Consider the following 13741-nt stretch of genomic DNA (forward strand, 5'->3'; position numbering starts at 1 on the left):
TAATATAATATAATAAGACTTTTACTAAAAAGGCGACATATGAGAAATTTAACAAAAACTTTTTTTAGCATGGGATCTGCGATAGTGCTATTTTTGATATTTGCTATCGGCTCTGCAGTGGCAACTATCATTGAGAGGCTCGAGACGACACAAGCAGCATGGGAAGTTGTTTATGGTGCGAGCTGGTTTGCTCTTGTTCAGGTGCTTTTGGGTATAAATTTGGCTTACAATATATTTGCATATAAGCTTATAAATATAAAAAAGTTACCATCTTTGCTGTTTCATGTGAGTTTTTTGATTATATTAATAGGTGCTGGCATAACGAGATATCTTGGCTTTGAAGGTACTATGCATATTCGTGAAAACACAGAGTCAAATACCATACTAACGCGAGGTTCGTTTATAAATTTTAGCACGGTAATCGATGAGAAACAGTACTCTGTCTCTATACCAAAAGAGCTTTCCACGCTAAGCAGAAGTGGTTTTGACCTCTCGCTTGACCTACCCGGTGGGGTTGCAAATTTAAAATACCTAGAATATGTCCCAAAAGCTGGATATAAATTTGTAGATGATGCAAATGGTAAGGCGGCCGTGGAGCTTGTGCTGTCTGATGAAACAGATAAAGAGGAGGCTAGCCTTGTTGAAGGCGATGAGCTAGAGCTTGGACCTACATCTTTTGCCTTAAATAAACTTCCAAAGCATGGTCAAGCTTATGTTTTGTTTCAGATAAATAAAGAGCGTTCGTTTTTTGTTTCAAATACTGATATTACTGTGTTTGATGGTGAAAAAAAGACTATTAAGGCGGGAGAGGAGGTTGCTTTTGACAAAGCAAAGCTTTATACTATAAATGGTATAAATTTCTCTATTAAATTTGCTTCTCCAGCAGCCTCAAAAAAGCTGGTTTCGACACAAACGAGCGAATTTGATGCTATCGTTGCTGAGCTAAAACATAATGGCGAAAGTAAAGAAGTTGCTATGTTTTATAACATTTCTGAGCCAGTGCGAGCTTTTATCGCAGATAAAGTATTTTTCGTATCTTGGGGGGCTCAAAGGATAAAGCTACCTTTTAGCCTTTACTTAAAAGATTTTGAACTAAAACGCTACCCAGGCTCAAATTCGCCTATGGGATATGCTAGTGATGTTGTGGTAAAAGATCCAAACTCAGAAATTCAGCCAGGATTTGATTATAGAATTTACATGAATAATGTCCTAGATTACGCAGGATATCGCTTTTTCCAAAGCTCATATGACCAAGATGAAAAAGGCACGGTTTTATCTGTAAATAGAGATCCAGGCAAAATTCCAACCTACATCGGCTACTTTATAATGGGGCTAGGTTTTATCCTAAACATCATAAACCCAGGTTCTCGCTTTAGAAAGTTGGCTCATCTTGTTGATGTTGAATCAAGTAAAAAGGTTGTTGCTGCCTTGTTTGCTCTTTTTGCTGTGTTTAACACGCAAAATATTGTAGCAAACGACTTTTTGCCACATATCAATGCAGAGCATGCTGATAAACTTGGTAAAATTTTAGTTCAAAGCCCAGACGGCAGGATGAAGCCTTTTGATACTGTTAGTCGTGATATCTTAAATAAAGTTCATAGAAAAGATAGTGTAAATAAGCTAAATTCTAACCAAGCCTTGCTATCTATAATGATAGAGCCAGAATACTGGCGAAGTGAGCCTGTTATAGCTCTTGGAAGTAGTGCAGAGCTTAAAAAAGAGCTTGGTATCGACCCAGCTAAAAAATTTGCAAGTTTTGTTGAGTTTTTTACGCTTAAAGACGGCCAAAGCGAGTATAAGCTAGGTCGTTTTGCTGATGTTGCAAGCCGAAAACACCCAGGCTCTCGTGGGACTTTTGATAAGGATGTTATTAAAATAGACGAGCGCGTGAATGTCTTTTATATTGCTTTTATAGGTGAAATTTTTAAGGTATTTCCAAAGCAAAATGATCCGTCAAATACATGGTCATCGCCGTATTCAGCTATGATGAGTTTCCCTCCAGAGGAGTCAGGTGTAATCGCTAACATAATGAAGGAGTATTTTGAAGCAGTCGAAGCAGCCATGAAGCTTGGCGAAAAATCTAGCTCAAATGCTAATGAATATACTAAAAAATGGTCGTTAGCCGATGAAAAACTTGCAAATATAAAAATTTATCAAGAGAGATACGGCTCAAGTGTTATCCCTTCAAAATCACGCGTAGATATGGAAATTTTATTTAACAAGGTGCAAATTTTTGAGCGTTTGACACCAGTTTATCTTCTTGCAGGTTTCGCGCTTTTGATATTTATATTTATTAAGATGCTTACTCCAAGACTAAACATAAACCCAGTTATAAAAGCTATATATATTATAAATTTACTTGCTTTTATCGCACACACAGCAGGGCTTGGGCTTCGCTGGTATATCTCAGAGCACGCACCGTGGAGTAACTCGTATGAGTCGATGGTTTATATAGCTTGGGCTCTTGGACTTTCTGGTATCGTCTTTTCAAAGCGTAGCCCTATCGCTATAGCGCTTACTTCGATGTTAGCTGGTATAACTTTATTTGTTGCACATCTTAGCTGGATGGATCCACAGATAACTACTCTTGTTCCAGTGCTTCAAAGCTACTGGCTAACTATCCATGTTTCTGTTATCACGGCTAGCTACGGCTTTTTAGGACTTTGCTCATTGCTTGGCTTTTTTGTTCTAGTGCTTATAGCAATGCAAAGAAAAAATTCAGAAAATAAAGAGATAATGCGAAATATCACCGAAGCTACTCGTATAAACGAGATGGCTATGATACTTGGTATCAGCCTCTTGACACTTGGAAATTTTCTTGGAGGTGTTTGGGCAAACGAGAGTTGGGGCAGATACTGGGGTTGGGATAGTAAGGAGACTTGGGCTTTGATCTCTATCCTTGTATATGCGGCTGTGCTTCATATGAGATTTGTTCCAAAGCTTAATAGCCAATATGCCTTTGCCGTTGCATCTATGTTTGCTTACTGGAGTATCATAATGACATATTTTGGTGTAAATTTCTATCTTGCAGGTATGCACTCTTATGCCACAGGTGATCCGATGCCGATACCAAACTTTGTATATGTTACGGTTGCTGTAATGTTTGCGTTGTCTATTTTTGCGTATTATAAACGAAAAAGCACTCAAAAACTATAAGGAAATTTCTTGATTTGGGCTTTAGTTGCTATTTTTATATTACTTTGTTTAGCTTTACTTTTTTTGATATTAAAGCTAAAAGCTGGCACACAAAACCCAAATTTAAATACCAAAATTACACCATCTCAGCAAGAAAAAACTATAACTATAGATGACTTGCTTGGTGTTGTTTTAAACCCAAATTCTAGTAAAAATGATATTTTTGGTACTTGTAGGATATTTGTAGAAAAACTTAGTATTCCACCAAAACAAGATGATAAAGCTTTAGATGATGTTAAAAAGTATTTAAAATTTATAACTCTTGTGGCTTCTCATAAAAATGTTGATGCAAAGCTTATACTTTATCTGGGTACAAATGCAAAAAAGAAAAATCCATCTTACGAGCGCGAGATAGAGATAAGTGAAACTGATGGAATAAATAATCGAGCAAAGTAGTAAAAATAATAAAATTATGTTAAACTATAAATCTGTAAAAATTTACAAAGGTAGTATATGGCTCAAAAGCTAGTTCTTATCGGTGCTTCCACGGGAGGTCCAGGACATATAAAAAAACTTTTAAAGGATATTAGACTAAACGGTGCTAGTGTAGTTATAGCCCAACATATGAATAAAATGTTCATACCATCTTTTGCTTCGCAAGTTGGCAAAGAGTGCGGTGTGGATGTGGAGCTTTTGTCTGAGCGAAAAATTTTAAAAGATAAAATTTATATTTGTGATCAAAATTTTATAATTAGCGATGTACTGCCAATATCAGCAAAGCCAGTACCAGAAAAAGTCACCACCTTTACTCCAAATGTCGATGTTCTTTTTCACTCTGGTATTAGTGTTTGCAAACACACTGAGGTTATGGCTGTATTGCTAACAGGCATAGGTGATGATGGAGCTGCTGGGCTTGCGGCACTTTTTAAAGCTGGAGCAAAATGTCTTGCTGAGAGTGAAGAGAGTGCTATAGTTTATGGCATGCCAAAGCGGGCAAAAGAGCTAAATCCGCAAGTGCGAGTGTTAAATGTTATGAGTATAAAAAAAGAGTTACAGGAGTTTTTAGATGTTCTTTAATAAACCAGAGATTGTCGCTGGACATGTTGTTGATACTCCAGAGCCAAAAGATATGGAAAACTTTAACGAATTCATAAAAAATATCAGAATTTTATGCGGTGTTGATCTTGAGTCTAAAAGAGATATAACACTTAAACGCCTAACTAGTTTTGCTAAAAACAACAATATTTCAACTTTTAAGGATATTGTAAGTTTGATACGCACAAACTACACATTAAGGCAAGATATTTTAAATTTAATCACAGTTAATGAAACATATTTTTATAGAGAGCTGCCACAGCTCAAAGATGTGATAAACTACGCAAGAGACCTTGGTGGGGCCAGAATCCTCTGTGCTCCTTGCTCTACTGGAGATGAGGTTTATTCACTTGCGATGCTTGCTGTGGAAATGGGGATAGAAAAGGGTGCTATAAGTATCGTTGGTATTGATATAAACTCAGAAGCTATAAAGCATTGTCAGAGCGCACATTATAATAGTAGGAGTATACATAGGCTTGATGATTTTCAAAAAAGTAGGTTTTTCGTAAAACTTGAGGGTGAAAAATTTGAAATAAAAAAGCAAGCTCTTTGCAAGTGTGAATTTAAAGTGTTAAATGTATTTGACGATGCGCTTTTTGCGCTTGGAAAATTTGACATCATCCTTTCACGAAATATGATGATATATTTTGACGATGAGTTTAGACTAAAATGCGTTGAGCGACTCCATAGGATGCTTGGCGATCATGGTAGATTTTATGCTGGTCATGCCGATCTTGTGCCTTATACTCCGCTATACGAAAAACGCTTTAGCGGAGGAACGACATACTACGCAAAGATTTAAGTTTTATTTATAGGATGTAGATGATAGGGGCAAGCTGCCCCAAATTTTAGTAAAGACCAAATTTTCCGTCATTTCTTTTATAAATAACACGCATTTTTGCATCAATGTCATTAAATACATAAAACTGCATGTCGCTAGTTTTTAGATGCTCTAGTGCCTCTTCTATTTCAAGTGGCTTGTAAAGCTCAAGCTCCATAGGGACTATCTCATCTACGCCCTCTACCTTCTCTTCTCCAATATGCGAGCGCGTCTCTTTATCGTCAGCCTTGCCTTTTACGGTTGTTCTTTTATCATGCTCTCTTCTTAAAACTTTTGAAGCACGCTCAATAGCAAGATCTATCGCAGCATACAAGTCTTTGTCTTTTTGGCGGATAACTATGGTGTCTTTGTGTGCTAAATTTAGTGCAAATTCGGCACTAAAACCCTTTTTGCCTTGTTTTTCATCAGCTGAAACTACACATCTGCCTGAGATGATGTCTAGGTTGTATTTGCCAAGCGTTTCAAACGCATTTTCGATGTAGCCTTTTATAGGCTCGGTAAGTTCTATTTGTCTGCCTGTGATGCTTGTATTCATCGCATCCTCCTTACTTTAAAGTGTATTAGTATTATAACAACAAGAGGCTAAAGTAATAATAAAATTTAAAGTTTTTGCAAAGTTCTCTTAAAAAATCTCACTGGATAAATTTGCGCATCGTCTTCACTTTTATTATAAGTAACACCAACATCGATTATAACGCTACCATTTTGACTAGGCTCTGAAATTTTTATGCCTTTGCAGTTGCCAATATTTCCAAAAAGTTCTATTGAAATTTTTATATCATAGAGCTTTAGGGTTGTATTTGACGGGGTAAAAGTTGTGCTGATGTCTGTTAGGCATCCTTGGTTAAAGTCATGCTTTAAAAGTCGCAGCATGGCGTATTCTGTAGCACTTTGGGCGAGAATTTCTGCTTGTTCGTTTATGTAGCTTTGGGTAACTGAGTTTAAGCTAGTTGCCGAAAATTTTAAAGAAAGCATGGCTATGCCCATCACGCCAATCATAAAAAATATCGCTATAAGTAAACTAAAGCCACTTTTCATTGCACGACCTTGCTTTTGCATAAAGTATCTAAATTTTGGTTGCTTAGGCATAGCTTTAGCCTTATCGATCCATCATTTGCACCAAATACAAATGTGCTTACATTTTTGGCTAATACTGCACTTTCGCCGTCTTTTGCACTCTCATTAAGCCATGGGCGGTAGTTAAAATAAAGCACAAGATCGTTTTGTGCTGTAACTTGACTAGGAACCACTCTTATGGCGTAAGCTGTATGCGCTATGTGATAATGCTCGCTTACAAGCCCATCTAAACGCCTTTTCCCAATCTCAAAAGTGATGTCATCTTTGATTTTTGCTGTGTCTAAATTTGTCTTACCACTATAACCAAAATCGCTAGCGTTATAGTTTAGAGATTTAAATATCACAGCAAGTTCAAAACCAGAGCCAAATTTTGGATTTAGATCGCTGATAACACTATCTAGTTTTGTTAGTCTGCTTAAGGGTGTTTTTATGGTTTGTTTTGTACTTGCCTGAAGGTCTGCAAAGCCACTATAAAAGCCCTCAAAAAAGGCTTCAGGCGTATAAGCTACAAATTCAAGCGTGTCATAGTCTGAGCCACCTTTATGTAAAAGAGGTAAAAAAATATTACTATCCCATTCTTTTGCCACCGCGCTTTCAGGGATACGCACAGCAAGTAGTTTACCGATATACTCAAGTGCATTTTGGCTTTGTAGCTCAAGTATTACCATACGCTCGCTGGTAGAATAATTTTTATAAAGAACGAGCAATAAATTTATGCTTACTGTTGCCATTATCGCTATGATAACTACAACTAAAACAACCTCAATAAGGCTAAAAGCTTTTCTCATTTTAGTTGCTTTATCATCACACCTTCAAGTTCGCCGATATTTGTAACGATAGCATGCATGCGTATATTTTGACTTTGATCACCAGTACCTGCTTTACCGTTTATGGTAACTAGCTTTGTGTCAAAATTTTCTAAAGTGCTTATACTTTCATCAAATGGCGCTCTTGTAGGATGTGTGCTAATTTCATAGCTAAAGTTTTGTGTAAAATCGCTCGTATTATTTGGGATAAAATTTTCGCTTTTTATCTTATCTATGCTTTGTAAGTTAGAGCAGCTACCATCGTGTGAAGCTAAAATTTTAGTATCAGCAAAATTTCTGCGCCCTTCACCAAAAAGCCCAAATTTGATATAGAAATTTTCACTAGCAAAAATAGGTACGCTTTGACCTTTATATTTGTTTATGTAGGCACATGTGTAGGGCGATTTTATGGCTAAAACAAGGGCGCTTTTTGCATTTGTAACGCTTTGACTTAGCGTACTTTTTGCATTTGCATTAGCGCTTAGTTTCATAATGGCTGGCAAAGCTAAGCTTATAATGCCTATTATTACTATTGACACGATGGTTTCTATGAGAGAAAAGCCTTTTTTCATTATGACTTTTACCACTCTATGCGGCGATTTTTACGCTCTTGTGTAGATTTGTATATAAACTCGCCCGCTGATTTTTGCTCGCCATTTGTATTGTATGATTTACCATGCCAAGCATCATCTTGTCTATAAAGTCTAAGCCAAAAATAAGGCTTTTGCTCAAACCAGGTTATATTATCATCAAAAATAGGCGAAATTTTATCCTTTAGCCCCTCTTTTTGACTGTTGTTTTCAAATGTAAGCTCTCTAACGCCATTTTCTAGCTTACTAGCACCCTTAAATTTGCTCTCATCGCTTCCCACAAATAAACTTTCATAATTTTTTGCAATACCAAAATTTTCACTATGTTTTTTATTTATTCGCCAGTTTGAAGATGCTGGCATTAGCTCACCAAAAAAGTCAAAATTTTCTATCAATTTGCAGTTTTTTTCACAAAAAAAAGCCGTAGCGCTCATCTACTTTTATATCATTAAATTTAAGTTCATGAAGCGCAGAATATACTCTAGCGCTAAGAAATGCGACTTTTTTATCAGAGTTTTGCTGATTTGCTATAAGGCTTTTGCTATCTTTTGTATATAAATTTTTTATTTCAAATTTGCTTGCATCTATCAAAAAAGGCTCTTTGCTATCACTTTTATTAAAATTAAAAGCTAATGCTTGCTTTGCTTTACCATCTTTAAAAAGCTCTTTTTTGATAGCAAAAGTACCGTTGTTTTCTTGTAAAAAGTAAAATTTCTCATCTTTTTTATGTAAAATTTCTACTAAAATATCCTTTGCATAGCAATTTTTTGTAAAATTTTTAAGCTCTTTGTTATCATAACTTTTTGCTAAAAATTCCAAAATCAAGCTAGCTGACATCTGTGAGTGTGAGCTTTTGTTTTTGTCATTTACATATACAAAATTCTCATCAAACGCACCACTAATGCTTGCGTTTATATCAAAACTTGCGGGCAAAACATCAAATGTGATATCATCCGCATTTTTAACATAGCAAGAAACCAGCCCATCGCTTGAAAGCCCAGCAGTTATACCCTTAATCAAAAAATCCTTACATTCATATCCGTAGTTTTTTACCTGCTCTATGGTTTTTGCTTTTTTAAAGTCATTTTGGGTGCTAAAATTTTGATACTTTTGACTGTCTATTTGACTAAATTCATCATCTAAAATATTTATCTCAAAGCTTACAACATCATCAAAAATAACATCTTCTTGTGCGCTAACTCCACCATTAAAAACAATAGATGGGCCAAGGGAAAATTCTTTTGTGTCTGTTTTACAGTAGACATCATTTGGTTTTGGGGTTAGGGTATTTGTTAAAATTTCTCTCTCATTTAAATTTATAGTTTTTTGAGTAAGTTTTGTACTATATGTTTTTGAGATTTTACCGTTTATATCATTTGCTATGATATGCCAACTCGTTTTTTTACCAGTTTTGATAGTGTTTGCCTCATCTGTTTGAAGTATAAAATTTGCTGGCAAAACAGCAAAGGCATCGTGATCATCATAATGATCTTTAAGGTATTCTAAGACTTTAGCTCTGCTTTCACCGTTTTTAAATGCACCTAGCACCACAGCTTTACTTGCTTCAAAGCTTTGTAAAAAGCACTCATTTACCCTGACACTAGCAAGCTTTTTTGAAATCTCATAGTTTGTGTTTGGCTTGTTGTTTTTTATTGTCGTATTTGTGTATTTAGCATATATGTCAAATATCTGATGGCTATTAGCCCCATTTTTTGCAACTAAGCAGTAGCGATACGCCTTGCCCGCGTGCTTTGTTACCATCGGACTATAAAATTTCCATTCGCTGCTTTTATCTTGTATAAAAAATCTCTCATCTATAACTCTCACTTCATCTGAGCTTAAATTTGTACTAGCATGTGGCACTTGCCACGAGAAGCTATCTTTGCTAATAACTCTCATATACTCAAATATATTTTGTGGATTTTTAAATTTCGCCCTTCCTGTCGTTTTTTCTGGGTTTGTATAATTTAACCAAAGTAGCGAAAAAATAGCGTCCTTGGAATTTGTTTTAAGTTTTATGTTTATATCGTGATAGCCCTGTGTTAGTTTGATGAAATTTTTGCTTATGTCTAAATTATTTGATGTTAAAAAGGGCTCTTTTAGTGAGATAGTTTGAAGCTTTTTATCGTTTAATGTAATACTAAAATTTACACTATTATCATCAGTAAAAAAGGCATAAGTCCCAGTATCTTGTACATAAATATAGCCTTTCCACTCTACACTCCAGCTCTTTTGTGAAATTTGAAGAGGTGCATTTGGCGGATCGGCAAATGGTTTATAAGGGTAAAAATAGCGTTCATTGCGTCTTGAGCTAAAGTTAAAATTTATATTTTCATCTATATAAAAACCGCCGTTTTCATCGACATTTAAGGGGCTAAATTTACTTGCATATACGGACGAAGTGTCTTTAGAGCTTAACTTTTTAAAAATGCTAGCATCACCATCTTTGTAATAGGCTTTTAGACCACATTTACTATTTTTGTGCTCACAGTCTATGCCATTTGAAATTTCAGCAACAACGCCAAAGGCGGCAACACAGACAAACAAAGTAAGTAAAATGTGCCGCCAAAAGTGCATAAAATTATTTTTGTATAAAGCTCTCTATCTGCTCAGCTTGTCCGTATTGCGGATATAGGTTCATGTCTAGAACTACCTGAGAAAGTGTCATGTTGTCCATATTGCAAACTATAGGAGCCATAAAATTTACATGTGATTTTTCAAGCGGCAACGATACTACCAAAATGTTATAAACGCGAAGCTCACTCGTATCTTTTATCTGCATAAGTTCTTCATAGTAGCTTGGAATTTCAAACTCATAGTCTCTAAGTGCATATGGGTTTATCATAGTAAAAGATGTTGCATCATCTTTGCTTTGAAGTTTTACAAAAAATTTATCAAGCTCGATAAGTTCCATCGTTTTTATATGCTCAAAACCAAGTATCGGACTTTTAACGGTGAATGTCATTTTTTCTCCTATTTTAAGTTTGCTCATATTGTATCATTTTTCTTGTTAAAAAACAAAAAATTTATAAATTTATCCAAAAATAATCGCAAAAAATGTAAAATAGCAAAAATATAAAAAATAAGTTAAAGGGTTTTGATGTTAAAAATCACTAAATTTTTACTAGTATTTGGCGTTGCGTCTATCTTTTTTGGGTGCGCTGAAAAATATACTGAGCTTTATAATCTAAGTCCAGACGAGTGGTACGAGCAAATCATTGCCGATATAAAGGCGGTTGATCTAGAAAGCGCGGATAAACACTATATATCTATGGCAAGCGAGCATGTTGCAAGTCCGCTTTTAGAGCAAATTTTGCTTATACTTGCACAAGCTCATGCTGACGAAGAGGAGTATATTTTAGCTAATCACTATCTTGATGAGTATATCAAAAAGTATGGAGATAATGGCGAAAAAACAGAATTTGCCCAGTATCTTAAGATAAAGGCAAATTTTGATAGCTTTAGCCAACCAAATAGAAACCAAAAACTAATGGAAGATAGCATCGCTGAGATAGAGAAATTTCTTTATATGTATCCATTTACAAAATTTCGCCCACTTATTGAGACAATGCTTATAAAATTTAAATTAGCCACATACTACCTTGATATGCAGATTTACGATCTTTATATCCGCACAGGACGAGATGTTTCGGCTGAAATTTATAGAAAAAAGCTAGATGCATCTACTTTAAAGGATGCAAATTTGCTTGAGCCAAATTTACCTTGGTATCGTAGTATGTTTGAGTAGGAGAATGATTTGCAGATAAATGAATCTAGAATTTTACCAACAGAGCTTCCGATAATTGTTGAGGATGAGCTGTTTTTATATCCGTTTATGATAACACCACTATTTTTAAGTGATGAGGAAAATTTACGCGCACTTGATGTCGCTTTGGCAAATGAGTCGCCTGTGCTTATCGTGCCTAGCAAACCACAAAATGATGGTGCAAGAGACTTTGAGAGCATTTATGATGCTGGGGTTATAGGCACTATAATGCGTCGTGTGCCACTGCCTGATGGGCGTGTTAAAATTTTATTTCAAGGTATGGAAAAGGGTCGCATCGTTAAGCAAATGTCTAAAATGCCTTTGCAAGCGGTCGTGGATATACTTCATGTTGTGCGTCCTTCACAGGTAAAAACTGATGCCTTAATCGTTGTTTTGCGAGAAAAAGTAAGAGAGTTATCACAATTTAGCCACTTTTTCCCACCAGATTTGCTTAAGACCATCGAAGAGAGTGTGGAGGCTGTTAGGGTTTGTGACCTTGTTTCGTCTGCTTTAAGGCTTAAAAAGCAGATAGCTTATAGCTTTTTTATTGAGGAAAATTTGGAGCAGAGATTGCTAAAACTCATTGATTATGTTATTGAGGAGATAGAGGCAAATAAGCTTCAAAAAGAGATAAAAAATAAAGTCCATTCTAAGATAGATAAGACAAACAAAGAGTACTTTTTAAAAGAGCAGCTTAAGCAAATTCAAGCCGAACTAGGGGCGAATTCTGATAGAGATGAAGAGATCGAGGAGTATCGTAAAAAGCTTGATGGCAAGAAAAAATTTATGGGCGAAGACGCCTATAAAGAGATAAAAAAACAAATAGACAAGCTTAGCCGCATGCACCCTGATAGCGCTGATGCAAACACGATACAAAGTTATCTTGATTGGACGCTTGAGGTGCCGTTTGAAAATGTAGCCAAAAAACGCTCATCAATCGCCGAGGTAAGCAAGTACCTAAATGCTGATCATCATAGCTTAGAAAAGCCAAAAGAGCGCATAGAGGAGTATTTTGCATTGCGTGAGCTCTTAGAGCTTCGCGGTGTTAGCGAAAAGGTAAATAACGGTGCCATCTTGTGTTTTGCAGGTCCTCCAGGCGTGGGTAAAACTAGCCTTGCAAATTCTATCGCAAAGGCGCTAAAACGCGAGCTTGTGCGTATAGCGCTTGGCGGACTTGAAGATGTAAATGAACTTCGTGGACACCGTAGAACCTACATTGGCGCGATGCCCGGACGCATTGTGCAAGGGCTTATAGAGGCTAAGCAGATGAACCCTGTTGTGGTGCTTGATGAGATAGATAAGGTTGGCAGAAGCTACCGTGGCGATCCGACGGCTGTTTTGCTTGAAATTTTAGATCCTGAGCAAAATAATAAATTTAGAGATTACTACCTAAATTTTAACATCGATCTAAGCAAGGTGATATTTATCGCTACGGCAAATGATGTAAGTGCTATACCAGCGCCGCTACGCGATCGTATGGAGTTTATTCAGCTTAGCTCATACACACCACAGGAGAAATTTGAGATCGCAAAAAAGTATCTTATACCGCAAGAGCTTAAAAAGCACGGCTTAAAACCAAGCGATATCACGATCAGTAAGGATGCCATAAGTCTAATCATCGCTGAATATACACGCGAAAGTGGAGTACGAAATTTACGTCGCAAGATCGCCGATATATTGCGAAAAGTGGCTAAAAATATCCTTACTAAAAATGAAGGCAAGATAAATGTAACGGCTAAAAATTTAAAAGATTTCTTGGAAAAAAAGGTCTTTGAGATAGAGTCCGCGGATAAAAAGGACAGGATAGGACAGGTAAATGGTCTGGCTTGGACAAGTGTTGGCGGTGATGTTCTTCGTATCGAGGCTATTCGCATTCAAGGCAAGGGCGCCATGCAAATCACAGGTCAGCTTGGCGATGTAATGAAAGAGTCCGCACAGATTGCATTTAGCCTAGTAAAAGTGCTAATCGATAACAAAAAAATCAAAGTTCCAATGTCGATCGTGCCAAAATTTGACGATGATAAGCGAAAGCTAGATTTTAGTGATGTTTATCGTCGCTACGACCTTCACTTGCATGTTCCAGAAGGTGCAACACCAAAAGATGGTCCAAGTGCTGGTATTACGATGGTAACGGCGATCGCTTCGATACTAACAGATATTAAGGTTCGCCATGATGTCGCAATGACTGGCGAGATCACACTAAGTGGTAGGGTGCTGCCTATTGGAGGACTTAAAGAAAAACTCATCGCTGCTCATAAGGCTGGTATAAAAATAGCGCTAATCCCGCGCAAAAATTTTGAACGCGATCTAAATGACATTCCAGAAGATGTAAAAAATGACATTAATATAATTGCCGTAGATGTTATAGAAGATGTGTTAAAGCATGCATTTGTAAAATAGTATAGATATAAGTTGGCTAGGAGTTCTCCTA

The 13741-nt window shown here is 36.4% G+C and carries 13 protein-coding genes; 6 read left to right on the top strand and 7 right to left on the bottom strand.

Going from position 1 to position 13741, the window contains the following annotated elements; genetic code table 11:
- The first annotated feature begins 39 nt into the window (after positions 1-39).
- The 4 genes from U5B17_RS01820 to U5B17_RS01835 are packed head-to-tail and all read left to right on the top strand — an operon-like array spanning position 40 to position 5032.
- The gene (locus U5B17_RS01820) at positions 40-3156 is read left to right on the top strand and encodes a cytochrome c biogenesis protein (RefSeq protein WP_430803656.1); all 3117 of its coding nucleotides are present in this window, start codon (positions 40-42) and stop codon (positions 3154-3156) included.
- A 9-nt stretch (positions 3157-3165) separates the two neighbouring features.
- Positions 3166-3591, top strand: coding sequence for a fatty-acid--CoA ligase (locus tag U5B17_RS01825; protein WP_430803657.1), 426 nt, complete (start codon positions 3166-3168; stop codon positions 3589-3591).
- A 57-nt stretch (positions 3592-3648) separates the two neighbouring features.
- On the top strand, positions 3649-4212 hold the full coding sequence (locus U5B17_RS01830) for a CheB methylesterase domain-containing protein (protein WP_430803658.1): 564 nt from the start codon (positions 3649-3651) through the stop codon (positions 4210-4212).
- A complete protein-coding gene (locus tag U5B17_RS01835; protein WP_430803659.1) occupies positions 4202-5032 on the top strand; it encodes a CheR family methyltransferase in 831 nt (276 codons plus the stop codon). Before U5B17_RS01830 ends, U5B17_RS01835 begins: the two co-directional genes overlap by 11 nt.
- A gap of 46 nt (positions 5033-5078) precedes the next feature.
- On the opposite strand, the gene hpf is transcribed toward U5B17_RS01835, so the two are convergent.
- The 7 genes from hpf to fliW form a co-directional block, all read right to left on the bottom strand.
- Positions 5079-5606, bottom strand: coding sequence for a ribosome hibernation-promoting factor, HPF/YfiA family (hpf, locus tag U5B17_RS01840; protein WP_230056188.1), 528 nt, complete (start codon positions 5604-5606; stop codon positions 5079-5081).
- A gap of 65 nt (positions 5607-5671) precedes the next feature.
- Positions 5672-6109 carry a hypothetical protein gene (locus U5B17_RS01845; RefSeq protein ID WP_430803660.1) on the bottom strand — a complete coding sequence of 146 codons (438 nt, stop codon included), beginning with the start codon at positions 6107-6109 and terminating at the stop codon, positions 5672-5674.
- Entirely contained in the window at positions 6106-6936 is an 831-nt protein-coding gene (locus U5B17_RS01850; protein WP_430803661.1) for a prepilin-type N-terminal cleavage/methylation domain-containing protein, read from the bottom strand. Before U5B17_RS01850 ends, U5B17_RS01845 begins: the two co-directional genes overlap by 4 nt.
- Positions 6933-7526 carry a prepilin-type N-terminal cleavage/methylation domain-containing protein gene (locus tag U5B17_RS01855; RefSeq protein WP_430803662.1) on the bottom strand — a complete coding sequence of 198 codons (594 nt, stop codon included), beginning with the start codon at positions 7524-7526 and terminating at the stop codon, positions 6933-6935. The genes U5B17_RS01850 and U5B17_RS01855 overlap by 4 nt, the downstream gene beginning before the upstream one ends.
- A gap of 8 nt (positions 7527-7534) precedes the next feature.
- The gene (locus U5B17_RS01860; protein ID WP_430803663.1) at positions 7535-7906 is read right to left on the bottom strand and encodes a hypothetical protein; all 372 of its coding nucleotides are present in this window, start codon (positions 7904-7906) and stop codon (positions 7535-7537) included.
- 46 nt (positions 7907-7952) lie between these two features.
- Entirely contained in the window at positions 7953-10121 is a 2169-nt protein-coding gene (locus tag U5B17_RS01865) for a hypothetical protein (protein WP_430803664.1), read from the bottom strand.
- Positions 10122-10125: 4 nt separating this feature from the next.
- Positions 10126-10536: a flagellar assembly protein FliW gene (gene fliW, locus U5B17_RS01870; RefSeq protein WP_489699215.1), complete on the bottom strand. Its 411-nt coding sequence runs from the start codon at positions 10534-10536 to the stop codon at positions 10126-10128.
- Between the two features lie 108 nt (positions 10537-10644).
- On the opposite strand from fliW, the gene U5B17_RS01875 reads away from it, so the two are divergent.
- Positions 10645-11292, top strand: a complete 648-nt coding sequence (locus U5B17_RS01875) for an outer membrane protein assembly factor BamD (RefSeq protein WP_430803665.1) — start codon at positions 10645-10647, stop codon at positions 11290-11292.
- A 9-nt stretch (positions 11293-11301) separates the two neighbouring features.
- Positions 11302-13710 carry an endopeptidase La gene (gene lon, locus U5B17_RS01880; RefSeq protein WP_430803666.1) on the top strand — a complete coding sequence of 803 codons (2409 nt, stop codon included), beginning with the start codon at positions 11302-11304 and terminating at the stop codon, positions 13708-13710.
- Positions 13711-13741: the final 31 nt, after the last annotated feature.

Origin of the sequence: Campylobacter australis, assembly GCF_050586305.1 — a bacterium.
Lineage (GTDB): Bacteria > Campylobacterota > Campylobacteria > Campylobacterales > Campylobacteraceae > Campylobacter_A.

Excerpts from the sequence above, each read along its gene's own strand:
- U5B17_RS01820 (WP_430803656.1), top strand. The coding sequence starts at position 40 with ATGAGAAATTTAACAAAAACTTTTTTTAGCATGGGATCTGCGATAGTG.
- U5B17_RS01830 (WP_430803658.1), top strand. The coding sequence starts at position 3,649 with ATGGCTCAAAAGCTAGTTCTTATCGGTGCTTCCACGGGAGGTCCAGGA.
- U5B17_RS01835 (WP_430803659.1), top strand. The coding sequence starts at position 4,202 with ATGTTCTTTAATAAACCAGAGATTGTCGCTGGACATGTTGTTGATACT.
- hpf (WP_230056188.1), bottom strand. The coding sequence starts at position 5,606 with ATGAATACAAGCATCACAGGCAGACAAATAGAACTTACCGAGCCTATA.
- U5B17_RS01845 (WP_430803660.1), bottom strand. The coding sequence starts at position 6,109 with ATGAAAAGTGGCTTTAGTTTACTTATAGCGATATTTTTTATGATTGGC.
- U5B17_RS01850 (WP_430803661.1), bottom strand. The coding sequence starts at position 6,936 with ATGAGAAAAGCTTTTAGCCTTATTGAGGTTGTTTTAGTTGTAGTTATC.
- U5B17_RS01855 (WP_430803662.1), bottom strand. The coding sequence starts at position 7,526 with ATGAAAAAAGGCTTTTCTCTCATAGAAACCATCGTGTCAATAGTAATA.
- U5B17_RS01860 (WP_430803663.1), bottom strand. The coding sequence starts at position 7,906 with ATGCCAGCATCTTCAAACTGGCGAATAAATAAAAAACATAGTGAAAAT.
- U5B17_RS01865 (WP_430803664.1), bottom strand. The coding sequence starts at position 10,121 with ATGCACTTTTGGCGGCACATTTTACTTACTTTGTTTGTCTGTGTTGCC.
- fliW (WP_489699215.1), bottom strand. The coding sequence starts at position 10,536 with ATGAGCAAACTTAAAATAGGAGAAAAAATGACATTCACCGTTAAAAGT.
- U5B17_RS01875 (WP_430803665.1), top strand. The coding sequence starts at position 10,645 with ATGTTAAAAATCACTAAATTTTTACTAGTATTTGGCGTTGCGTCTATC.